17 protein-coding genes are annotated in these 23,416 nt (G+C 55.1%); 7 read left to right on the top strand and 10 right to left on the bottom strand.

Annotated elements, in window-relative coordinates; translation table 11 throughout:
• Positions 1-14: 14 nt before the first annotated feature.
• The 3 genes from ONV78_RS28595 to ONV78_RS28585 all read right to left on the bottom strand — a co-directional run bounded on the left by ONV78_RS28595 (position 15) and on the right by ONV78_RS28585 (position 4,293).
• Complete coding sequence (locus ONV78_RS28595) at positions 15-2,753, bottom strand: EAL domain-containing protein (RefSeq protein ID WP_279507926.1); 2,739 nt, start codon at positions 2,751-2,753, stop codon at positions 15-17.
• 195 nt (positions 2,754-2,948) lie between these two features.
• Positions 2,949-3,785 (bottom strand): carboxylating nicotinate-nucleotide diphosphorylase, encoded by an 837-nt coding sequence (gene nadC, locus ONV78_RS28590; protein WP_279507925.1) that lies wholly within the window; start codon positions 3,783-3,785, stop codon positions 2,949-2,951.
• Between the two features lie 10 nt (positions 3,786-3,795).
• Positions 3,796-4,293: a TIGR02281 family clan AA aspartic protease gene (locus tag ONV78_RS28585; RefSeq protein WP_279507924.1), complete on the bottom strand. Its 498-nt coding sequence runs from the start codon at positions 4,291-4,293 to the stop codon at positions 3,796-3,798.
• Positions 4,294-4,675: 382 nt separating this feature from the next.
• Here ONV78_RS28585 and ONV78_RS28580 point away from each other — a divergent pair, with 382 nt between their 5' ends.
• The 3 genes from ONV78_RS28580 to ampE all read left to right on the top strand — a co-directional run bounded on the left by ONV78_RS28580 (position 4,676) and on the right by ampE (position 8,636).
• A complete protein-coding gene (locus tag ONV78_RS28580; protein WP_279507923.1) occupies positions 4,676-7,000 on the top strand; it encodes a DUF1631 domain-containing protein in 2,325 nt (774 codons plus the stop codon).
• Positions 7,001-7,177: 177 nt separating this feature from the next.
• Positions 7,178-7,750: a 1,6-anhydro-N-acetylmuramyl-L-alanine amidase AmpD gene (gene ampD, locus ONV78_RS28575; RefSeq protein WP_216739775.1), complete on the top strand. Its 573-nt coding sequence runs from the start codon at positions 7,178-7,180 to the stop codon at positions 7,748-7,750.
• Between the two features lie 4 nt (positions 7,751-7,754).
• Entirely contained in the window at positions 7,755-8,636 is an 882-nt protein-coding gene (gene ampE / locus ONV78_RS28570; protein ID WP_279507922.1) for a regulatory signaling modulator protein AmpE, read from the top strand.
• Positions 8,637-8,658: 22 nt separating this feature from the next.
• Here ampE and syd read toward each other — a convergent pair whose 3' ends face one another.
• Complete coding sequence (gene syd / locus ONV78_RS28565) at positions 8,659-9,237, bottom strand: SecY-interacting protein (protein ID WP_279507921.1); 579 nt, start codon at positions 9,235-9,237, stop codon at positions 8,659-8,661.
• A gap of 246 nt (positions 9,238-9,483) precedes the next feature.
• Between syd and ONV78_RS28560 the strand changes: the two genes are divergently transcribed.
• Complete coding sequence (locus tag ONV78_RS28560) at positions 9,484-11,481, top strand: methyl-accepting chemotaxis protein (RefSeq protein WP_279507920.1); 1,998 nt, start codon at positions 9,484-9,486, stop codon at positions 11,479-11,481.
• A gap of 4 nt (positions 11,482-11,485) precedes the next feature.
• On the opposite strand, the gene ONV78_RS28555 is transcribed toward ONV78_RS28560, so the two are convergent.
• From ONV78_RS28555 to ONV78_RS28530, 6 genes are all read right to left on the bottom strand, one after another.
• Positions 11,486-12,043: a cob(I)yrinic acid a,c-diamide adenosyltransferase gene (locus ONV78_RS28555; RefSeq protein ID WP_279507919.1), complete on the bottom strand. Its 558-nt coding sequence runs from the start codon at positions 12,041-12,043 to the stop codon at positions 11,486-11,488.
• A gap of 29 nt (positions 12,044-12,072) precedes the next feature.
• Positions 12,073-13,011: a 2-dehydropantoate 2-reductase gene (locus ONV78_RS28550; protein WP_279507918.1), complete on the bottom strand. Its 939-nt coding sequence runs from the start codon at positions 13,009-13,011 to the stop codon at positions 12,073-12,075.
• Positions 13,012-13,059: 48 nt separating this feature from the next.
• Positions 13,060-15,915, bottom strand: a complete 2,856-nt coding sequence (locus ONV78_RS28545; RefSeq protein ID WP_279507958.1) for a valine--tRNA ligase — start codon at positions 15,913-15,915, stop codon at positions 13,060-13,062.
• A 253-nt stretch (positions 15,916-16,168) separates the two neighbouring features.
• Entirely contained in the window at positions 16,169-16,636 is a 468-nt protein-coding gene (locus ONV78_RS28540) for a hypothetical protein (RefSeq protein ID WP_127972603.1), read from the bottom strand.
• 148 nt (positions 16,637-16,784) lie between these two features.
• Positions 16,785-17,210: a DNA polymerase III subunit chi gene (locus tag ONV78_RS28535; RefSeq protein WP_279507917.1), complete on the bottom strand. Its 426-nt coding sequence runs from the start codon at positions 17,208-17,210 to the stop codon at positions 16,785-16,787.
• A 94-nt stretch (positions 17,211-17,304) separates the two neighbouring features.
• Positions 17,305-18,789, bottom strand: coding sequence for a leucyl aminopeptidase (locus ONV78_RS28530; protein ID WP_279507916.1), 1,485 nt, complete (start codon positions 18,787-18,789; stop codon positions 17,305-17,307).
• Between the two features lie 335 nt (positions 18,790-19,124).
• On the opposite strand from ONV78_RS28530, the gene lptF reads away from it, so the two are divergent.
• From lptF to ONV78_RS28515, 3 genes are all read left to right on the top strand, one after another.
• Entirely contained in the window at positions 19,125-20,222 is a 1,098-nt protein-coding gene (gene lptF / locus ONV78_RS28525) for an LPS export ABC transporter permease LptF (RefSeq protein ID WP_279507915.1), read from the top strand.
• Positions 20,209-21,270 carry an LPS export ABC transporter permease LptG gene (gene lptG, locus ONV78_RS28520; protein ID WP_216738255.1) on the top strand — a complete coding sequence of 354 codons (1,062 nt, stop codon included), beginning with the start codon at positions 20,209-20,211 and terminating at the stop codon, positions 21,268-21,270. The genes lptF and lptG overlap by 14 nt, the downstream gene beginning before the upstream one ends.
• Positions 21,271-21,474: 204 nt before the next feature.
• The gene (locus ONV78_RS28515; protein ID WP_279507914.1) at positions 21,475-23,364 is read left to right on the top strand and encodes a methyl-accepting chemotaxis protein; all 1,890 of its coding nucleotides are present in this window, start codon (positions 21,475-21,477) and stop codon (positions 23,362-23,364) included.
• The last annotated feature ends 52 nt before the right edge of the window (positions 23,365-23,416 follow it).

Genomic DNA, 23,416 nt, shown 5'->3' with positions numbered 1-23,416 from the left:
TTTGGCGGTCCGTCTTAATTCAGCGGGAGGCCGATTTGGCCGCCTTCCGGGTTGAGTACGCCTTGTTTGAGGGCGTTAAAGAATTCGGGCAATTGATCGGAAGGCATGGGCAGGGAATACAGATGACCCTGCACGTAACGAACGTTGTGATTGCGGAAAAAGGTTTCCTGTTCGGTTCTTTCTATGCCTTCCACGATGACACGCATATGCATGCGGCTGGCGATGCTTAGCAGGGTCTCAAGAATAGCGGCGTCGTAGTCGTCCCCTGGCACATTGCGGGTAAGGGCGCGATCGATTTTTACCGCATCCACCGGTAGCCGGGCCAGGTTGGATAGCGAAGAGAGGCCTGAGCCGAAGCTGTCGATAGTGATATTAACGCCGATCTCCTTCAGTCTGCCCAGGATTTCCGCCGCCTCAGCGGGGTTGCTCACCAACACCTGCTCGCCAATCTCCAGGTTGAGGAAGGCGGGATTGACGCGTATCTCGGCGATGACCCGTTTCAGCGTATCCACCATCTGAGGATGATGCAGCTGGCGTGCGGAAATGTTGATCGCCACTTGCACATGGGAGCGGCTCATCGCCTGTATCGCCCGGCATTGCAGGCAGGCGTTATAGAAGATCCATTCCCCCAGGGCGGGCAGTAATCCTGTTTGCTCGGCCACGGTGATGAATTCATGGGGCGCCAGCACGCCCCGCTTGGGATGACGCCAGCGCAGCAAAGCTTCCAGCCCGACAATATGCTGGTTTTCCAGGTCGATCTGCGGTTGATAGTAGATATCGAACTGGTGCCCGGAAATGGCGGCGCGCAGTTCCTGTTCCGTGTTGATCTGGTGCGTCAGCTCGTCGTTCATCTCCTTTTGATACATCTGAATATTGTTGCGGCCGGCTTTCTTGGCCCGGTACATGGCCATGTCGGCGTTTTTCAGCAGCACAGAATATTCCACGCCATCCCGGGGCGATACGGTGACGCCGATACTGGTGGTGATTACCAGCTGCTGTCCCGGCAGCTCGACCGGTTTGGTTATGGCTTCCAAGAGATTGCGGCCCACCAGCTCGCAGTCTTCCGCTCCGTTTACCCGGTTCAGAAGGATGGCGAATTCATCACCGCCAAGCCGCGCGATAGTGTCTTCCTCCCGCACGCAGGACGCCAGACGACGACAGATTTCCTGCAGTAGCGCATCGCCGGCGTCATGGCCCAGGGTGTCGTTAATACGTTTAAAGTGGTCTATGTCCAAACTGATCAGGCCAACGTCATGTTGTCGACGGGAGGCCTGTTTCAAAGCCTGGCGGCAGCGGTCCTCGAACAGGCGGCGATTGGCGGCGCCTGTCAGTACATCGTAGTGGGCGAGAAAGTGCAGTTGGTTCTGGGTTTCGCGGATGGTGGAGATATCCTGGCCGATAATGATCGCCTGGGTCAGCTCTTCATCTACGTCCACTACGCGGTTGATGTTCCATAGCATGACGTGGGAGCCGCCATCCGCTGCGGTCATTTCGCTCTCCAGGTTTTCCACCGGGACGCCGGTTTCCAGCACTTTGGTGATTTTCCAGGCGGTTTCATCCTGAAACGCCTTCGGCACGAAGCAGGTGATGTAATTTTTGCCGTAGATGTCTTCCCGGTGGTAACCGAACAATCGACTGGCGGCGCCGTTCCATTGAACGATGCGGAAGTTCTTATCCATGACAATGATAGGGCTGCCCGCTGTTTCAATAATGGCGCGGTAGCGACGGGTTGAGGTGCGAAATGAGCGTTCCGCCTGCTTGCGAATATGCACCTCGTCCTGCAACTCCTGATTGATGGCCTCAAGCTCGCGGGTGCGTCGCTGCACCAGCTGCTCAATGGCGTCTTCCACTCGGGCGCGGTCGGCGGCGAGCGCAGACAGATAAAGACTGAATATGGTCATCACCGCCACTTCGCTGTGGAACAGATTGAAGTGGGCGAGGGAGCCATATCCTGTATCGCCGTAGCCATAAGCCAGCAGAGCGGCCAGTCCTGACAGGCAGATTGCGAGCACGCCGCCGAAACGGCCAAAGCGCAAGCTCGACCAGACGAACAGCGGTAGAAGTAAAAACAAAGCCATGCCGCCGTTTTTGATCAGCAGGCCTCCCGCCATGAGGAGCAAGGCAATCCAGACCAGTACTTCCCAGACCCGGGCGACGGCGAGTGTGTAGAGCTCGTTCCTGCGACGCCATTGGGTGTAGACCGGGACCGTCAACAGAATGGGCATGCCAATGCTGTATAGAAGATAAAGTGTTGTTTGCAGCAGCACTTCTCCGGGCATGGCGCCCCTCACCACTAGCGCGATAGGCAGGCCGGCGGCCAAGGCGCTCAGAAACAGACTGGCCAGCAGATTCCATAAGCGGGTTTCTGAGTGGGGCGGAGCGACATTCGTCTGCAACAGCAGATACAGGCGCTTCAGTAAAATGGGTTGCGCGCAAAGCAGGGCGCTGATGGCGACGGTAAGGGGGAGTGCGGTAATCAGCGGGTGAGACGTTTCCTGGCGCCACAACGCCAGCACGCCGGTGAATGTGGCGATAATGATAACCGGCAGAGCGCGGAGCCCGTAACGGAAATAGGCGATGGCGCAAACCGCGGCGCTGGGCCAGATCCAGGGAAGAGATTCAACGGAGGTGAATAAACTGGCGGAAAGTGCGCAGACGACAGCGGCCACGCCAATAATAAGCAAAGTTCGCCATTCGCCGCGTCCCGACGGTGAAGGGGAATCGTTGCTTATCAGGCCGTTGTCTTCTGGCATGTTTTGTTAGGAACCGGAGCCGCTGTTCCTTGTGTCCCTGAGTCAGTTTGAGCGCGAATATGCGACCGTATAATGAAACTATAGTGTAATCAGACTGCTTCCGACGATATCACGACTGCAACGATATGTATCCTCATGTAACTGAACGTAAAGGGATTTGCAGTGCGCAGTCGGAAGCTTGCTGGCGCTGTCTCTTCAGATCAGGCGCATGGAAAGATCAATGGCGCGGCAATGTTTGGTGACGCCGCCAATGGAGATGAAGTCCACGCCGGTTTCAGCGATCGCCGCCAGGGTTTCCGAGGTGACGCCGCCGGACGCCTCAAGTTTTGCGCGCCCCTGATTAACGACGACAGCATGCGCCATCTGTTCGATGCTGAAGTTGTCCAGCATGACGATATCGGCGCCGGCGCTCAGGGCTTCCTGCAGCTGTTCCATGGTTTCCACTTCCACTTCCACCGGTTTGCCGGGGGCGATGCGGTGAGCTTCCTCTATGGCGTTCTGGATAGAGCCGCAGGCCATGATGTGGTTTTCCTTAATCAGGAAGGCGTCCCACAGACCGATACGGTGATTGCGGCAGCCGCCGCAGGAGACGGCGTATTTTTGCGCGACCCGCAGACCCGGCAGTGTTTTGCGAGTGTCCAGCACTTTGGCTTTGGTGTGGCTGACCATATCGGCGTACTGGCGCGCCTGGGTCGCTACGCCAGACAGAGTCTGCAGGAAGTTCAGCGCAGTGCGTTCCGCTGTCAACAGTGATCGGGCGCGTCCGCTAACGGTGAATAATACGTCATTGGCGCGGGCCTGATCGCCGTCCTTGAATTTCCAGTCCACTTTGCAGTCCGGATCGACTTTGGCGAAAACTGCGTTAACCCACTCGACGCCGCAGACGATAGCGTCCTCCCGAGTAATGACTCTTGCTTCGGCGCGCTGTTCCGCAGGAATCAGCATGGCGGTGATGTCGCCGGAACCGATGTCTTCCGCAAGGGCTTTCTCTACGTCTTGTTGAATGGCGGGCTGAATGAGTTGTTCCAACATATATAAAGGCTCAAAGTGTAGTGTGTGTATTCGGCGATAAAATCAGCGTGCCGTTACGTTGGGTGAACGACAGTCTCTGCAATGCGCTCATGCCAAGCAGGATTTCATCCTCCTCCGTCATGGAAGAGAGAATGCTGGCCTCGACGTTATGCAGTTCAAACGGGCCGATAGTCAGCGTTTTTAAATAAGTGCGAGTGGCCTCGACGGCGCCATTGGCGGTCTGTACGTAGCCCCGGCTCAATTTTGGCAATTGCAGACGCTCCGCCAGTTCGGCGGGCACCGCCACGGTAGTGGCGCCGGTATCCAGGAGAAAGTCCACTTCTTCTCCGTTGATGAGTCCAGTGGTCAGGTAGTGTCCCTGATAATTGGATTGTAAGACCAATTCCTGCGCTCCATTGGCGGACTGGATGATCACGGGAGACTGATTGGGATTCTGCCTCTTCTTTTCCCAAAAGTCGAAAAACTGGGTGAGCAGGAGAATGCCGATGATCCAGGCGGCGATGAACATTCCTTTTCCGATTCCGCGGACCTGTGAGGGATTATTTTGACTCATAACTGCGGGCTTGATTTGGATACCGGATAATTCTTCAAGGCAGGTCATAATAACCTATAAACGGAGTCTCACAAGAGGCAATTAATTCAAGGGTTTCAAAGCGGTATAGGTTAATGTGTGATCAGCGTCACCCGGCAACAAATTGTGACAAAAGACGGTATGGTGACGGTATATACTTGCACCGTGGACAATATTACGTCGCTTTGTGACGTATTTTGTCAAGCAATGCATGTGGTTAGCTGTTGTCAGGAAGTGCGAGTTGGGAGAAAGTATGTCAACGAGTTCAAAAGTTGTCCGTCTTGACGTTTCAAGGAGTCAGCAAGAGGCTGTCAAGGGTGTGAAGTTACCGGCACTGTTAATCAAGTTACGCGACCGTTGTGGCGAGCACAACCGTAAACTCCTGGACAGGTTATTCGAGCAAGTTGACGACTCGTTTTTTGACTTGGCGGATAAGTCCGCGACCAACTCTGAGCAGGCGTTGTTCTTTGACGCCATGCGTGAAATCCGCCTGAAAAAAGAGCGCATCGCTGCGCTTTTCATGCAGTATTACAACCGCGACTTTCAGTTTTCTGACGCGCATAAGCCAGGGATGCTGAAAGCCAACTTCGATCCTCAAAATCTGACGCTGGTGCAGGAAGACAAGCTGGAAGAGCAGGTCGCTATCGACAATATGGTGAACCGCTTTAAAAGCGAAATTGGCCGTGACCTTGAGCACCTGACCATTCGTTTGGACTCGCTGTTGTTTGACGTCAGCGTGGAAGAGGAAAACAACCCGCTTGGCCCCCAGCGCATGGTCACCAATTTCGTTACCGCCTGCGCCGAACTGGATATGGGGATTCGCGCCAAGCTGGTGTTCTTCAAACTATTTGAAAAACATGTGCTGACGCAGAATAAAGCCGTGCTGGAAGCCGCCAACAAGTTTCTGGCGGAGCAGGGAGTAATGCCAGACCTCAGCGCCAGTCGCAGCGTGCGCCGCACAGGGGTTAATTTACCCCACGCCAGCGGTTCTGTGATTGATCAGAACACGGGCGCCGTCGGTGAATACAATGAAGGCGGGTGGGACCCGCAAATTGATCCGCTGCAATACATGCGTCAATTTTCTGACGCTCAAATGGCGAGCGCAGCGGGGGCGGCGGTAAATTTACCTGTTGTACAGCAAACTGCGTTATTAAATTTACTGTCTCGCCTGCAAACAACCAATAAGGCGCCGACAGCTGCGTTGTCTGAAAACGGTCTGATCAACTTCATGGGCCTGATGGAGCGCGCCGTTCTTAGTAAGGAAGGGCAGCCCCGCGCTTCCGTGGGGCGTTTGGACCAGGATGTGATGAACCTGGTCACCATGTTGTTCGAATTTATTTTGGATGATCGTCAAATACCTGCGGCGATTCGCGCAGTGATTGCTCGCTTGCAGATTCCCATTCTGAAAGTAGCGTTGCTGGATCGCACCTTCTTTAATCAGGGCGGTCACTCAGCGCGTAGATTGCTGAATGAAATGGCCACCGCCTCTATTGGCTGGACGGAAAAAGCGCCAGGTGAATCTGACCCGTTCCTCGCCAAGCTGGAGGAAGTGGTGCAGCGTCTGGTGACGGAGTTCGACAACGACATCACCATCTTTGACGAAGTGCTGGAAGACTTCATTCGTTTCCGTGAGAGCGATAAAAAGCGTCGCCACCTGTTGGAGCAGCGCACGCGCGACGCGGAAGTCGGGCGCGCCAAATCCGACGCCGCCAAGAAAGTGGTGCAGGATGTCCTGAACGATATGCTGGCCGGCAAGAATATTCCTGCTCTGGTCATGGAAGTATTAAAGGAAGGCTGGAGCAATTATATGGTGTTGCTGCAGCTGAAAAGCGGCAGAGAGCATCCCGATTGGCTGCAGGCTCAGTCTGTGGCGGCCCGATTGATTCAGGGATGCGACCCCGATGACACCAGCGCGGAAGCGCCGGAAGTCGCGGCGGTGGATAAATTGATGGAAGAGCTGCGCGCAGGTCTGCAGCAAACCGCTTACAAGCCGTTTGAGCTGGATAAGACCCTGCGTCTGTTGCAGAAAGTGTTGTCGGAAACCACGCAGCAGCGTCTGGCCAAAGAGATGACGCTGGATGACGAAGATATGGTGGAGGTTGAGACGCTGGAAGTGGCGTCCGCGCCCGCCGTTAAGAACGAAGACGCCTACATCCAGGCGGCCATGCGAGTGCTGAAAACGCCAGAGCCGCCAGTGGCGCTGCGCAAAGAGCAGGAGCTGAAGCCAGAGGCGGCGCCTGAACAGGTCGCGGAAGTTGCTGACGTTGAACAGGCTGAGCCAGTGGCGCAAGCGCCCGCCCGTATTGTCCTGATTGAAGAGGACTACGAAGAGCCGGCGGTGGAAGTAGAGGCGGATGAAGACAGTCTGAAGCTGGTTGATCGCCTGAAGATCGGCACCTGGGTTGAGATCAATGAGGGCGATGACAAGAAGTATCGCTGCAAGCTGGTGGCGATTATTCAGACAACTGGCAAGTACATCTTCGTAAACCGCATGGGCGTCAAAGTGGCGGAAAAGAGCCGTATGGGTCTGGCGATCGCACTGAAGAGCGGAGTCATGTCGCTGCTGGATGACGGCCTGCTGTTTGACCGTGCGCTGGAATCCGTTATCGGCACCCTGCGCAAGGAAACTCCCAAGAAATCCTGATTCGCCCGCCGGTCCCATAAAAGGGATCGGTGTCGGCATAAAAGTGACAATTTATCCTCATTGTATTCCCTCTCATACTCACTCTCCCCAGCCTAATTCTTTCGACAGGCTTGATCCACGCCTAAACTCTATCTAAAGTTCTGATTTCGCTGCGCTTCCTAAGCTGGGCCAAATCCTGTGGAAAATTCTGAATTTACAATAGACGCTCAGGGATGGTTGAGTCTGGTGAAGCGAATGCCTTCGCCTAATTTCAATCAACGACCGACAGATGCGGAGATCAGCCTGTTGGTGGTTCACAATATCAGTTTGCCGCCCGCTCAGTTTCGTGGCGAGTATGTCTGTGACTTCTTCCTGAATCGCCTGGATTGCGAGGCTCATCCTTATTTCAGAGAGATTGGCCATTTACAGGTTTCCTCGCACTTGTTCATCCGTCGGGACGGCGAGGTTATCCAGTTTGTGTCTCTGCATGACCGGGCCTGGCATGCGGGGCGCTCGTCCTGGCTTGGGCGAGATAACTGTAACGACTACTCCATTGGCGTTGAGCTGGAAGGCGCGGACGATATTCCTTATGAGGCGATCCAATATCGGCGACTAGCCCGCATTGCGAAGAGCATACGCAAGGCCTTTCCCCTGATAACGGAGGATAGGGTGGTTGGCCACAGCGATATCGCGCCGGACCGTAAAACCGATCCCGGACCTGCGTTTGATTGGCCTAAACTTAGAAAACTGATGTCGAACGAAGAAGGATAATCAAATGAAATTTCTGGTTTTGCTGCTGACGTACATCATGCAGAAGAGGCTGAACCTGACTCTGAGCCGGCGGCACGACCAGTGGGCGAAAAGTTTCCTGACCTTTTTCGAATTGCGCCTGCCGGTGATCCGCAACAGTGCGCCTTTCTATCTGCTGATCGCACTGGCGGCGCCGGCGCTGGCGTTGTTTATCGTTCTGCGCCTGACCGATGACGTCTTCTTCGGCTTTCTGACTTTGTTCGTACACATTGTCATGCTGTTTCTTTGTCTGGGATGCGGCTTTCTCAAACAGTCGGTGGATATCTACCTGCAGCAATGGCGAGAGGGGCGTTTTCAGTCGGCTTTTCGAACTCTGGAAGAGGCGGAGATTCACATTGACGAGGCCCAGAATATGAGTCCCGCGCAGCTCCATTACGCCGCCTGCTCGCAGTATCTGTATCAAACCTTTGTGCGCTATTTCATGGTGATTTTCTGGTATATGGCGATTGGGCCTGTTGGGGCGCTGCTCGCAAGACTGGCTCATGTCGCCGGACGTGATCCCTCCGTTTATGTACCGCAGCAGATGACGACCGTGTACAAGGCTTTGGAATGGATACCTTCCCGGTTATTGGCGCTGAGTTTTGCGCTGGCGGGCAACTTTGGCGGAGCGATTAAACAGTCCGCCAACGATATGATCGATCCCCATTCCGATGCATTTACCGTCTTGCGCAAGGCGGCGGGCGGCGCGGTGGAGATTTATCCGCTGGCGGCGCCCAGTGCTGGGGGAGTCCAGGACGTCGATCTGGAAGTGAAGCAAATGTGCGCGATTAGAGATTTGCTCAATCGCGCCATGATTATCTGGTTCATTCTAATCGCGTTGCTGACGGTAGCGGGACATATGGGTTAGATGTTCCGCCGAGGTGAATGGCTTACGCCGTGTAGGGCGTAAGCGTCGGCTCCAGTTCTCTGAGCAGCTCGCCGAGGCTGGCGGCGAGCGTGCGTTGCGGCGGCCGGCCGGCTTCTTCCAGATAGACCTCTCCAGAATGATTGTCCACCGTGACGATGCGGTCGTCAGCCGTCAGCCCGATAAACAGGGTTAATCCCTGACGGCGTTTGCTTTTTTGAAAGGCGTGGCCCAATAGATTCTCTCGCAGAGTTTCCATGTCTTCTTCATTCCACAGTTGAATCAGACTGACTTCTCCAAACGGACTTGAGCACCAAAGGCCGTCGCTCCAATAGCTGCCGTAAAACGCCGTGATGGAGGGGTGAATGGCGACTTCCAGGCCTTGCTCCAACCCATCGAAAAGGGTGAAGTCCATGTGCGGCTTGGGCGTCCAGTAGAATACGCCTGCGTCTTCATCGACATGCTCCACGCAGGGAGAATCCAGCATGTAGCGAGTCTCCTCATTGAGTGGAATGCAGGGACGTTGTCGCGAGGAAGAGTGGTGGCGCTCGATAAACGTATTGGTCAGCTCGCCAAGGCGCGCAGTAACTTCATGTTGGCCCATATAACCTTTCTAAAGATGCGTTAGATTACAAAAAACTTGCGAAAGAATGCAGGACTCGCCGGGATCCTGCAAGTTCCTCCCAATATTTAAGCTAAACTTTGCAGAAAGGAAGCAACGATAAAAATACGGATATAACTAAGCGGCGCGCAGTGAGCGTCGAAATGCGTTCAATAATAAGTCCTTCCTTGCAGAAGAAGGCGGAGAGGTGATCGAGTGAGGCGGATTCTCTGGCCTGCTATCAGGCTCATGAACCAGTTGAAACTGGTCTACAAATTTTTGCTGATCAGCGTTCTGTTTTTACTTCCGATAATCGCGTTGGGTTATAGCCTGGTCAGTCAGCTCTACGATGACGTCAGACAAATCGAAAATGAAGTCGAAGGCATGGCGGTCATTGAGCAGTCTGCTGAGCTGTTGAAGTTGGCGCAACAGTACAGGGACTATCGCAGCGTGGCGAAGCTGCGACAGGCGCCTGAGCTGGAGCGGCGCACCATGGAGATCCGTTCCTCTATCGATAGCGTTTTGGCCAAGTTGGACGCCGCAGAGCTAAACTTCGACGTTAATCATGATTTGCGCAAGCAACTGGAAGATCTCACCGCCTCCTGGCGCAGCCTGACTCAGGGGGATGAGAACCAGATGTCGCTTGATCCGCAGATAACCTACTTCAGTGCTTTTGTCAGCAAAGTCGAGAGCTTTCTCAGCAGCGCGACGCAGGTTTCCGGCGTGGCGCAGGACCTGTCTCGTGAAGTGCAGTTTCTGATGAAGTTGTCAGACGGACAAATCATTCGCGCGAGTAATGTCATGGGACGCGCTCGCGCCAGCGGCGTTTACGCCGCCCTGGAAGGGCAGGTGGGCTTTGACGTAGGCGACGTCCTGAACAAAATTTTCGATAACTTGACCGCCCTTGGCGACAGCTTCACCAATCAATTGGAGGTCACGCTCAACGCCAGCCCGATGATCCGTGAGGAGCTTGCGGCGGATGCGGACAACGTCCGCAATGTGATTATTGAGACCCGGGATTATCTGGATCAGAGCATCGTCACGCCTGTGGCGCCGGAAATTGAGTGGCCTGTCTTCGACAGGGCGCTGACTGCGAACATTGATGCGCTGCTACAATTCAATGGTCGCATTTACCAACTGACGGAAACCATCCTGGATCTGCGCTTACAGGAACGCGAGACCGCCATGCTATGGATATTCCTGGTGCTGGGCGTTCTGTTGCTGATCATCGTTTACTTGTACATGGGCTTTTTTGTGTCGGTGAAATCCACCATCGAGCGTTTTTCCATCGGCGCCAGAAAAGTATCCGATGGAGATCTGACAGCGCGTTTAAAGCTGGATAACCGGGATGAAATGGGCGATCTGACTCGCGCTTTCAATCATATGACGGAGAAAGTGCACACTCTTATGACCAATCTGGTGGCGACGGCGGGCAGCGTGGATCAGCAGGCACGCCGGGTGAATGCGGTGGCGGTGTCGAGCAGCGAAGCCTCGGAAAAGCAAATGCAGGAAACCCGACAGATATCTGAATCGATGCATCAGATGGTGGATACGGTGGCGGAAGTGGCGGGCAGTTCGCAAAGTGTTGAAGATGCGGCGCATCAGGCGGACACCGAAGCGACCAAAGGCAAGCAGGTGGTGGACGCGACATTGCAGACTATCAGTCGTTTATCGGGGGAAATCGCGGCGTCGGTAGAGACCATTAATCGCGTGGCGCGGGATTCGCAGAATATTTCCCAGATGCTGGTGGAGATCAAGGCGATTGCGGAGCAAACCAATCTGCTGGCTCTGAATGCGGCCATTGAAGCGGCGCGGGCCGGCGAGCAGGGGCGCGGTTTCGCAGTGGTGGCGGACGAGGTGCGCACGTTGTCGCAACGTACGCAGAAGTCCACCGAGGAGATTGAGGCGATGGTCTCGCAGTTGCAGGCTGGCGTTAAGGAGGCGGTGAACTCAATGCAAAGCAGCCGCTCAGTGACGGACGCGACTGTGGCGCAGTCCCAGGATGTCGCAGCGGCTCTGGATCACATTGTGGCGGCTATCGCCAGCATTGTGGATATGAGTCATCAGATTTCTCAGGCGGCGGAGGAGCAGTCCGCCGTCGCCAAAACCATTGATGAAAATGTCGGCCATATCAGCGGACTGGGGCGTGAGACGGCGGAGAACGCCAAGGAAACCCTGGCGTCCAGTCGTGAGTTGTCTGCGCTAACCGGAGCCCTTCACGATCTGCTGGGGGGATTCAAAATATAGCGCGTTAGGCTTCCCACTTGGTCTGGGTCCACAATATTTCTTCGCCGCCTTTGCGTCGCGCCAGTGTTCGCGCGGCGACGAAGAGGTAGTCGGAGAGTCGGTTCAGATAGCCCTGCAGGCAAGGATTTAATTGTTCCTGCTGCGCCAGGCTGACCACCGTGCGCTCCGCGCGACGGCAGATGCTGCGCGCCATATGGCAATGGCTGGCGGCGCGGTCGCCTCCGGGCAGAATGAAATTCTTCAGGGGCGGGAGTTCTTCGTTTAGCTGGTCCAGCCACTCTTCCAGCCGTGAAATGTGCTTATCAATGATAATGAGATGGCCGGGAATGGACAGTTCGCCACCGAGATCAAACAAATCATTCTGAATGCTTTGCAATTGGGCGTGAAGCAGGTCGTCTTGCGTCAGCTCGCAGATGACCACGCCCAGGACGCTGTTGGTTTCGTCGACGGCGCCCATCGCCTCCACCCGCAGCGCATTCTTGGCGATACGTTCGCCGTTGCCCAGTCCGGTTGTTCCCTTGTCCCCTGTGCGGGTGTAAATCTTGGAAAGCCTGTGGCCCATATATCCCCCTTGGGTAAAATTGCTGTGGTCTACGCGCTCTGGTTCGAATGAGCGCTCAGAGCAAGAACGCCTGCGGTCAGCTCGCTATTGATAGGGTGAGGCTGGCCGTGCGCGTCTGCATAATCGCAAATGAATCCGTTGATGGCGCTGATCTCCGTTTGCCTGCCAGCGCGAATATCTTGCAGCATGGATGAAATATTGTTCGCGGTGCCTTGAGCAACCGCGACAATTCGCGCTTTGATGCTGGCTGCGGATTCGCCATACCCTGCTGCAAATAACACCACCGACAACTCCTCACAAAGCGCATCAATACGCTCATGGAAGTAGCTGTGCTCGAGAATATCCCCGTTGCGGCAGTTCAACAGGGCGGTAAAGGGGTTCACGCCGCAATTCACGCTGAGTTTACGCCAGAGCTGCTCGCCGATATCCGCCGTTGCGTCGCTGCGGAAACCCGCCTGCTGTAGCAGGGTGGCCAGATGCTGCGCTTCCTGAAATGTGGCGCTGGCGGTGAGAGGTCCCAGCCAGGTCTGGCCATGGCCGGCGTGAATGATATGTCCTGGCCTCGGTTGATTTGCGCCTTCTGTTGTGGAGGCGGCGTAAACCGCCATATCGGCGTATTCCTGTGCGATCTGCGTTTGGCTGCCCATGCCGTTTTGCCATAGCAGAATGCGGCATGCGGGAGCGAGTCGGTGTTTGACTGAGTTCAGGGCGGCTGCGGCAGAGTAGCTTTTGGTGGTGATAAAAAGGGTGGAAATCGGTTCCGCCGCGTTTGCGGTTTCCCAGTTTAGCGACCTTGTCTTGCTTTCGCCTGCTTGATCAAGCGTTAACGCAATATGCTCATCGCTGGGTTGGGCGTGAAGAGAAGGGGGGCTGCGTAGAATCAGGCGCACATCGGCGAAAGGGAAGAGCCGGCAGGCCAACAGGCCTCCCAGCGATCCATTTCCCAGAATATGTATCCGGTGTCGCATACCGGTGTGTCCTTAGTGCGTCAGTCGCAGCCCCTTTAGTCTGGAGAGTTAGATTGACTCGATGCGGGACACTTGCTCACGCAGCTGAGCCAGTGCGGCTTCCGCATCCGCCAGTTTTTCTTTCTCTTTTGCGACAACGGCTTCAGGCGCCTTGCTGATAAAGCTTTCGTTGCCCAGTTTGCCTTGCAGGCGCTGCTGTTCTTTCAAAAGCTTGTCAATTTCCTTGCCCAGACGCGCCAGCTCGGCTTCTTTGTCGATCAAGCCCGCCATTGGCACCAGCACCTGCATGGCTCCCACCAACTGAGTGGCCGCCATAGGCGCTTCTTCGTCCGCCGCCAGCCAGCGGATGGACTCCAGTTTGGCCAGTTTCATCAGGAAAGACTGATTGGCTTGCAGGCGCGCTCTGTCGCTGTCATCGCCTTGCGCAAGAATGACGTTGATGGCTTTGGCGGGAGAGATATCCATTTCGCCGCGAATGTTACGCACAGCCAGGATGACGCCCTTCAGCCATTCAATAGAGGCGGCGGCTTCCGGGTCGATGCGAGAGGCGTCCGCCACCGGATACGGCTGCTGCATGATGGTGGGCCCGGATTTGCCAGCAAGCTCTTTCACCTTCTGCCAGATCTCTTCCGTGATGTAAGGCATAAACGGATGCGCCATGCGCAGAGCGGTTTCCAGCACACGCACCAGAGTGCGGCGCGTACCGCGCTTCAGTTCGGCGGAAGCAGCGTCGTCCCACAGTACCGGCTTGGACAGCTCTAGGTACCAGTCGCAGTATTCGTTCCAGATAAACTCGTAAATGGCCTGAGAGGCCTGGTCGAAGCGGAAGGCTGCAATGGCTTTCTCCACTTGCTGCTCTGTTTCCTGCAGACGGGAGATGATCCAGCGCTCAGCCAGACCCAGCTCGTAGCTTTCGTTATTCTGGCCGCAATCCTGACCTTCGGTATTCATCAGCACGTAGCGCGCTGCGTTCCAGATCTTATTGCAGAAGTTGCGATAACCTTCGATACGGCCCACGTCGAACTTAATGTCGCGACCTGTGGAAGCCAGGGAGCAGAAGGTGAAGCGCAATGCGTCGGTGCCGTAAGAGGCGATGCCTTCCGCGAATTCGCTGCGGGTGGCTTTTTCGATTTTCTGCGCATCCTGAGGCCGCATCAGACCGCTGGTGCGTTTGGTGACCAGCGGCTCAAGCTCGATGCCGTCAATCAGGTCGATGGGGTCGAGCACGTTGCCTTTGGACTTGGACATCTTGGCGCCTTGCGAGTCCCGCACCAAACCGTGTACGTAAACAGTCTTGAAGGGAACCTGAGGTTTGCCGTCTTCGTCTTTGATGAAGTGCATGGTCATCATGATCATGCGCGCCACCCAGAAGAAAATAATGTCGAAACCGGTCACCAGCACTGAGGTGGGGTGGTAGGTTTGCAGCTCGCGAGTATTTTCCGGCCAGCCCAGCGTGCCGAACGTCCACAGCGCGGAGGAAAACCAGGTGTCCAGAACGTCTTCGTCCTGATGCAGCGCGACGCTGGCGTCGATGCTGTACTTGCTGCGCACTTCTTCTTCGTTGCGGGCGACGTAAACATTGCCCTGGTCGTCATACCAGGCGGGAATACGGTGGCCCCACCACAACTGACGGGAAATACACCAGTCCTGCAGGTCGCGCATCCAGGCGAAGTACATGTTTTCGTATTGCTTGGGCACGAACTGGATATCGCCATCTTCAACGGCTTTGATAGCGGGCTCCGCCAGAGCTTTTACCGCTACGAACCATTGGTCGGTCAGGTAAGGCTCGATCACGACGCCGGAACGGTCGCCGCGAGGCGCTTTCAGAGCGTGATCTTTGATCTCTTCCAGGTAGCCCAGCGCTTCAAAATCGGCGACGATTTTCTTGCGCGCTTCGTAGCGGTCCAGACCGGGATAGCCGGCGGGAATCGCCGCTTGCATGTCCAGGTTGGGCGTGCCGTCGCTGTTCACCACTTCGCCTTCGTCGCGGATGCTGGCGTCAATGGTGAAAACGTTGATCATCGGCAACTGGTTGCGCTTGCCCACTTCGTAGTCGTTGAAGTCGTGAGCCGGTGTGATTTTTACGCAACCGGTGCCGAATTCCATGTCTACGTAGCTGTCGGCGATAATCGGAATTTCACGATTAACCACAGGCAGAATCACGGTTTTCCCAACCAGATCGCGGTAGCGGTCGTCTTCCGGGTTAACGGCTACGGCGGTGTCGCCCAGCATGGTTTCCGGACGCGTCGTCGCGACAACCAGATAGTCTTTGCCATCCGCGGTTTTTACGCCGTTGGCCAAGGGATAACGGAAGTGCCACAGCTTGCCTTTCTCGTCTTCGGAGATAACTTCCAAATCGGAAATGGCTGTGTGCAGTTTCGGGTCCCAGTTAACGAGACGCTTGCCGCGGTAAATGAGTTTGTCGTCATACAAGCGAACGAATACTTCCTGCACCGCTTTGTAGAAGCCCTCGTCCATGGTGAAGCGCTCGCGGGACCAGTCCACGGATGCGCCCATACGACGCAACTGACGGGTAATAGTGCCGCCTGATTCCGCTTTCCACTCCCAGACTTTGTTAAGAAACGCTTCGCGACCCAGGTCGTGGCGGGTTTTGTTTTCTTCCGCCGCCAGTTTGCGCTCGACCACCATTTGAGTGGCGATGCCAGCATGGTCCGTTCCAACCTGCCACAATGTGTCGCGGCCCTGCATGCGATAGTAGCGGGTCAGGGCGTCCATGATTGTGTCCTGGAAAGCATGCCCCATGTGCAGGCTGCCGGTGACGTTGGGCGGTGGGATCATGATGCTGAAGGGCTCGCCCTGCTGGCTGGGTTTGAAGAAGCCTTGCTCTTCCCAAAAGGCGTACCACTGACTTTCAATCTGGCCGGGTTGGTAGGTTTTTTCCATCATGACGTATATGTATTCGTTTCGCTCAGGTGCTTGATTCTAGGATCTAAGAATAATAGCCGAAAGAGGCCGCTAAATGGGCGTCTGCAACGGGTGAGCGCACGGGTGCGGAATAATGGGTGCTAGCGCTGATCAGACGGCCCTGGAAAAGGCCGCATTATACACACCCATGGGATCTTCTGATAGCCGCATGGGCGCATATCGGGCCGCGCCGCATCCCGCAGCGTGGCCGTTATCGGAGGGGATGCTCAGCTTATTTGGATAAGTTGAGGCTGTTCATATGACGGATGACCTCGGCGCGGACCCTTTGCTCGATCTGCGGCATGTACTCCGCCACCACTTTCTGCGTAGTGAGGTGGACGATCCGCTCCAGATCTTTGGTTTCTTTCAAAACCGAGCTGGCTGCGGCGTGCGTGCTTTGTTTCTTGAAAAAGGCCTCAAACTCCTTCTGAAACTCCATGCGCTCCAGCGCCAGCTTTTCCAAGTGCTCATAGGGCAAGAATGGATTATTGCCCCGCAGACTGGTCGGTTTTACGTCAACCTGTCCGTTCGCGGGTGTCATCTCCATACTTTCACACTCCTTGCTAAGTTGCGTTTGGGGTTGATTGTTCTGAATTTCGGTAAGGCCGGGATGGGAAGAAGCCAGCTCCGAGTCATCAATCACTATTTCATCCAACAAGGGAATGAGATCACTTTCACTGTCAGCTACAGGAGAACTCATCGGTTATATTCCTCGTAAATCCCAAGTTTCAATTGTAGTTATTAATCAGGCTCCGATTAATTTAATTATTATTTAGACCTCTTTGGGTCTTTATGGAAACGATGACTTACTCGTCGCCGAGAAATGACTCCCGTTTCCTACTCAATATTTAAGCAGATTCGATGTTATAAGTCTGCAACTCGAAGCCTAATTGTTTATACAGTTTATACACTTTTCTGGATTTCGCACGGGCGTCAGGATCGCCGGTTACGAGCTCTACCACCCTGTCCGCCTTGTCTGGCGGGGCTTCGGTGAGATTTATAACAACTTCTGTGGAAATTGTTTCCGGCAGGCGGGTGCATAAAAAAACTGGAGTGTCGGAAGAGGGGGATTCAGGTTCAATACTATGTGGAATAAAGCTTTCCGGCCGAAAGGAATATAATAAATCGTCCAAATGTTCTAGTTCTTTTGAGTCTTTGCATAGGATATATATCCGATGTCCTAATCGATATATCTTTTCGCAAAGTCTACAAAGATAAAAATCCCTTTGTGCAATGTCGCCGGAAGAAAGCAGATGGAAGTCGGCTTTTGGCATGTAATGTATATAATTAATCGGAATAATTAAATAACCATGGTATCCGAATCGAATACCATGGTCTGTGACAGGGATCGCTTTATATGCGTCGCGATCAGCCTTTGACTTGGCCCAGCAGATACTCAGTCAGCAAAGGCACCGGACGGCCGGAAGCGCCTTTGTCTTTACCTGATGTCCAGGCGACGCCGGCGATGTCCAGGTGAGCCCAACGATACTTCTTGGTGAAGCGGGACAAGAAGCAGGCGGCGGTGATGGTGCCAGCGGGGCGGCCGCCGATGTTCTGCATGTCAGCGAAGTTGCTGTCCAGCTGGGTCTGGTACTCGTCCCACAGTGGCAGACGCCAGGCTCTGTCGCCTGTGCTTTCGCCAGCGGCTAGCAGTGCGTCAGCCAGTTTGTCGTCGTTGGCCAGCAGACCGGTGGCGTGGTTACCCAGCGCGATAATGCAGGCGCCGGTCAGAGTAGCGATGTCCACTACGGTTTCTGGCTTGAAGCGTTCGCAATAAGTGAGGGCGTCGCACAGCACCAGACGGCCTTCGGCGTCCGTGTTGAGAATTTCCACTGTCTGGCCGGACATGGTAGTGACGATATCGCCGGGTTTGGTGGCTTTGCCGCTGGGCATGTTTTCCGCCGCCGCGATAACGCCGACGACGTTAACAGGGGCCTTCATTTCCGCCAATGCTAACAGAGTTCCAAATACGCTGGCGGCGCCGCACATGTCGTATTTCATTTCATCCATGCCTTCGCCGGGCTTCAGGCTGATGCCGCCGCTGTCGAAGGTGATGCCTTTGCCTACCAGGACATGGGGCTTCTGTTTGTCGTCGCCGCCTTTATATTCGATGACGATCAGGCGGGCGGGTTCATCACTTCCCGCGGAGACAGAAAGGAAGGAGCCCATGCCCAGTTCTTTCATCTCTTTTTCACCCAGGGCTTCCGCTTTCAGAGATTTGTACTCTTTGGCGAGCGCTTTGGCTTGTTTGGCCAGATAATCCGGGGTGCAGACATTGCCGGGCAGGTTGCCCAGGTCTTTGGTCAGACTCATGCCTTTGGCGACCGCGCCGGCTTTGGCGATAGCCGCCTCGATGGCGCTTTTGTCACGCTTGTCGCCAGCGACTTTAACCTGGCTGACTTTGGTTGGCGTGGCCTTCTCGCTTTTCATGTTGTCGAAGATGTAGCAGGCGGATTCCAGTGCGATCACCAGTTGCTCCGTCGCCCAGCCGGCTTTCAATGCATTCAGGGTCAAGCTGGATAGCGCGACCACTGCGTTGCCCGCGCCGCTTTTGCTCAGGCTTTGCATGACGGATTTTGCGGCTTTGCGGAAGCCTGCTTCGCTTAGTTCTTTCTCTTTACCCAGGCCGACGAACAAAAGACGTTTGACGCCGCCTTCCTGCGGATAAAACCAGCTGGTGGCCGCCAGCTTGGAAGAGATGTCGCCGGAAGAGAGCAATTTGCCCAGAACGCCTTTGCACTGTTGGTCGAGTTCTGTCCAAACTGCTGACTGGGATTTGCCTTCGACAACGCCGACCACAAGGCAGTCGCTTTTTTGTTTTATCGGGTCGGTGGAAAGAGCGGAATAATTCATAGTGGTTGCGAATCCTCTTAACCTAAATACATTTGGCTTTGTTCTCCATGCCGGACCAACGTCCGCTTGATGGAAGGCGCCGGAGGCGTTCCCTGGGGCGCCGCAGAAGTCTCATTCGATGCGGGAGCGTCGCCCGCCGTTGCAAGAGGCAATCTATATGAGACGTATCCTATACGCAATCAAGTCTACGTTAAGGCTATGAAATTTGCATGTGAGTCTGGTATCTTGCGTCACTTTGACGCGCGCTCAAAAACGCTGCGCCGCTTAACCTGTCCTGACGCGCCGTTCCGCGCGCTTCGGTTGATATTGCGGTAGAACGTAAATAGGTAATTTCGTTGTTTATTATCCTTCGTTATCTGTCCAGGCAGTTGCTGGTCAGCATGGTCGCTGTCGCGGGCGTGCTGCTGCTTATTTTTATGAGCGGACGGTTTATCAAGTATCTGGCTGACGCCGCCCAGGGCAAGCTGTCGGCGGATGTGTTGTTCGCCATCATGGGATATCGCCTGCCGGGCTTTCTTGAGTTGATTCTGCCCCTGGGTTTATTTATCGGCATTCTGCTCGCCTACGGCCGCATGTACCTGGAAAGTGAAATGACGGTGCTGTTCGCCTGCGGCATGAACCGTTTTCAGCTTATCAAACTGACGATGGTTTCCGCGTTGCTGGTGATGCTGGTGGTCGGCTCCATGAGTCTTTACGTCAGTCCTTGGGGGCTACGTCAGGTGGATGAAATTTTCTCGGATCAATCCAAAGTTACGGAGTTCGAATTGCTGGCGCCGGGGCGCTTCCAAAGCCTGCGTTCCGGTGAACGGGTGACCTACACCGAGGGACTGAGTAGCGACAAGCGGGAAATGCAGAACGTATTTATCGCGGAGCGGGACTCAGAAAACGGCAGCATCTCTGTCTTGGCGGCCAAACGGGGCACTCAGCTGGTCGACCCCAACACCGGCAGTCGCTTTGTGGTCCTGCACGAAGGCGCCCGTTATCAAGGGCGTCCGGGAGAAATGGATTACCGCGTTATTGAATATGACGCTTATGGCATCAAGATCGCGGAGCCTGACGCAGAGGCGGAGAAAACCCGGGATGAAGCCAAGCCCACCAGTGAGCTGTGGCGCTCCGACAATCCTAAGGACAGAGCCTTGCTGCAATGGCGTATCTCCATTCCTTTATTGGTTCCTATCGTTGCGCTGCTGGCGATCCCGCTGAGTCGGGTGAACCCTAGGCAGGGGCGCTTCTTCCACTTGCTGCCCGCCATGCTGATTTACATCACTTATTTGGGGCTGCTGATCGCCAGCCGTAAGAGTCTGGAGAAAGGGCGCATCAGCGAGTGGATAGGCATGTGGTGGGTGCACGGAACATTTCTGGCGATCGCGCTGATATTGATGTTCGGTCCCGACTGGCGACAGAAGAGGAGAGCGGCCCGTGCGCAGAATTGATCGTTACATTGTCGCAACCGTCGCCTCCGCCATGCTGCTGGTGCTGTTGGTGGTGCTGTCTCTGGACTTGGTGTTCGCGTTCATCGCTGAAATGGATGAACTGAAGAACGACTACCAAACCTTCCAGGCGATGAAATACATCGTCTTCACCGTACCCAGGCGCATCTATGATTACTTGCCCCTGGCTGCGTTTATTGGTTGTCTGGTAGGGCTTGGCGTGTTGGCCAACAACAGCGAGTTGACGGTGATTCGCGCCGCCGGCGTCTCCGTGGTGCGGGTGGTCTGGTCCACCATGAAGCCAGCTTTGGCGGTGGTGGTAGTGGGTATCCTGGTGGGCGAGTTTGTGGCGCCGCAAACGGAGCGTATTGCGCAGACGCAAAAGGCCTTGGAGCAGGGCGCGGCTGAGAACGTGGCTTCTTCCGCCGGTATGTGGCGGCGTGAAGGAAATGTGTTTATGCACTTCAATGCGGTGGAGCCGAAAGGCGTGCTCCATGGCGTGAGCTTGTTTGAATTCAATGATGAGCGCCGCATGGTGCGCTCGACTTTCGCCAAGCGGGCGATTTATCAGGGCGATCACTGGTTACTGCAGGACATTGAACGCACGGAAATTAAGGATGACGGCAGCAATGTGCAGACGTTCGACTCTCTGCGCTGGAATGTCAGCTTATCCCCCAGCATTCTGGAAGTGCTGATCATCAAGCCTGAATATTTGTCTATCAAAGGCCTCTACACCTACGCCAACTACCAGGAAGAGCAGGGGTTGGACGCCAACTCTTATCTGATGGCGTTCTGGAAGAAAGTGCTGCAGCCAGTGGCGACTTCTGTCTTAGTGCTGGTGGCGATCTCCTTTATTTTTGGACCGTTGCGCTCGGTCACAATGGGGTTCCGCGTCTTCTGCGGCATTATCATTGGGTTGTTGTTCAAGTACATGCAGGATCTGTTGGGCCCGGCGAGCCTGGTATTCGGCTTTAATCCTGTGATTGCGACGCTGGCGCCGATCTGCATATGCGCTTTGCTAGGCGTAGTATTGTTGCGTCGAGTGCGTTAGCGCTTACCTTCTCTTACTGATCATCCTTCCTCAACAGGCGCCGGATATAACCGGCGCAGTGCACTATTTCAAAATCCGTCTAAGCTAAAGAATAAAGCTTGCTCCGATTTCGCTTACGTCATTGTTCGCAAAGCGCTTTATCGGCTCCGGCCGAGCATGGCTCAGGGGGCTTCTTCCACGGGATTTATTTTGGAGTTCTGACGCATGAATTTAGCTATGCAGTTCCGGCATAAGATTATCATTTTGAGCGGCGGAATCCTGCTGCTATCGATTGTCGCATTCGCGGCCAACAACTATTACTTTTTGGCCGACCAAACCAAGAAAGACCTGGAAGGCGGCATGCAGGAGTTGTCTGGAGCCGTATCCGGCAGTATCGCCAGCTGGCTGAATGGGAAGTTGGATCTGGTGCGCGGCGTGGCCTTGAAGGCGGCGCAAACCACGGATGTGGAGACCATCAGGGCATACGCTCAGGTCGGCTCGGTCTCCGAAGAAGTGGCGGGTATGTACGCAGGCTTGTCGAATGGGACATTTATATACAACGACGCCAAGGAATCCTTCCCCTCAGATTACGACCCTCGTAAACGCCCCTGGTACACCACTGCACAGCAAAAAGGCTCGCCGACTTTTTCAGAGCCATACCGGGATGTGTTGACGAAAGAACTGTTGATCACTGCGGCGGCGCCGTTTTCAGGTTCCAGCTCAGGTGTTGCGGGGGCGGATCTTAATTTGGATGTGGTCACGAAGATGGTCAACTCCGTGGACTTCTTTGGTTTGGGATACGCCTTTTTAGTGACGGATAAAGGGAAAGTTCTGGTGCATCCCGATGTGAAGATGGTCGACAAAAATGTCACAGACTTATTCCCCAAGGAAACACCCAAGCTTAACGCCAGTGACTTGCAAGAGACTACGAGTGATAAGCAGTCCGTACTGGTCAGCTTTTTCCCCATTTCCGGCATCGCCTCGGTGTCCTGGCGACTGGGGGTGGTGATAGACAAAGAAAAAGCGTTCGCCTCACTGGCGGACTTCCGTAACTCCGCCATTGTTTATGCGGTTATTGGGGTGCTGGTGGTCTGTGTTCTCATGACATTGTTGCTGAACACATTGATGCGCCCGGTGATTCGGCTGGGCGACGCCATGGAGAATATAGCGGAAGGCGAGGGCGATCTGACGCAGCGTCTGGATGTGTCCGGCAAAGACGAATTCACCCGCCTGGCCACCAACTTCAACGCTTTTGTGGCCAAAGTGCAGAATCTGGTTGGTGATATCAAAAACTCTATTGAAAGCATGTCCGCTGCTGTCCGGGAGATGAAAGGCTTTGCGGCGGAAACCAGTGAAGCGGTGGCCTCACAGCAGCAGGAAACCGAAATGGTGGCGACGGCGGTGAATGAAATGTCCGCCGCTGCGCGGGAAATCGCTCAGAATGCGCAACAGGCGGCAGAGGCGGCGCAAGAGGCGGACGACGAAAGCGCCAATGTTAAGCGCATTGTGGATGACGCGATCAAGTCTATCGAACAACTCTCCACTCAAATCGGCAGCGCGTCGGAAGTCATCAACGCTCTGGAAGGGGATGTGAACTCGATTGTGTCAGTGCTTTCCGTTATTCGCGGCATCGCCGAGCAAACCAACTTGCTAGCGTTGAACGCAGCTATTGAAGCGGCGCGGGCAGGGGAAGCGGGACGCGGATTCGCCGTCGTGGCCGATGAAGTGCGGGCGCTGGCCAGCAAAACCCAGGAAAGTACGGAAGAGATTCAGGCTATGATCAGTCGCTTGCAGGATGGCTCCAATAAAGCCGTGGGCAGTATGGAGCAAAGTCGTAACAACGGGCAGGCGGCGGTGGATAAGGCGCAGTCGGCGGGCTCGTCACTGAATGCGATTGTTTCCGCCATCACCACTATCAGTAGTATGAATACTCAGATCGCCGCCGCTTCCGAGGAACAGACTGCGGTGACCGAAGATATCAGCCGCAGCATCACCTCCATCGCCGACGCGGCGGAGCAGACTGCGCGAGGAACTCAGGAAACCGCCAATACCAGTACGCAATTGGCGGAGTTGGGCGAGCATCTGCGTCAGCAGGTGGCGCGCTTCAAAGTGTAAGTCGGGAACTTGTTTTCTTCCTCGAATGGGCGGTAGACCCGACTGCCGTCCG

It is taken from the genome of Hahella sp. CR1 (assembly GCF_029813005.1).
Lineage (GTDB): Bacteria > Pseudomonadota > Gammaproteobacteria > Pseudomonadales > Oleiphilaceae > Hahella.
This window is presented reverse-complemented; position numbering and strand designations above follow the sequence as displayed.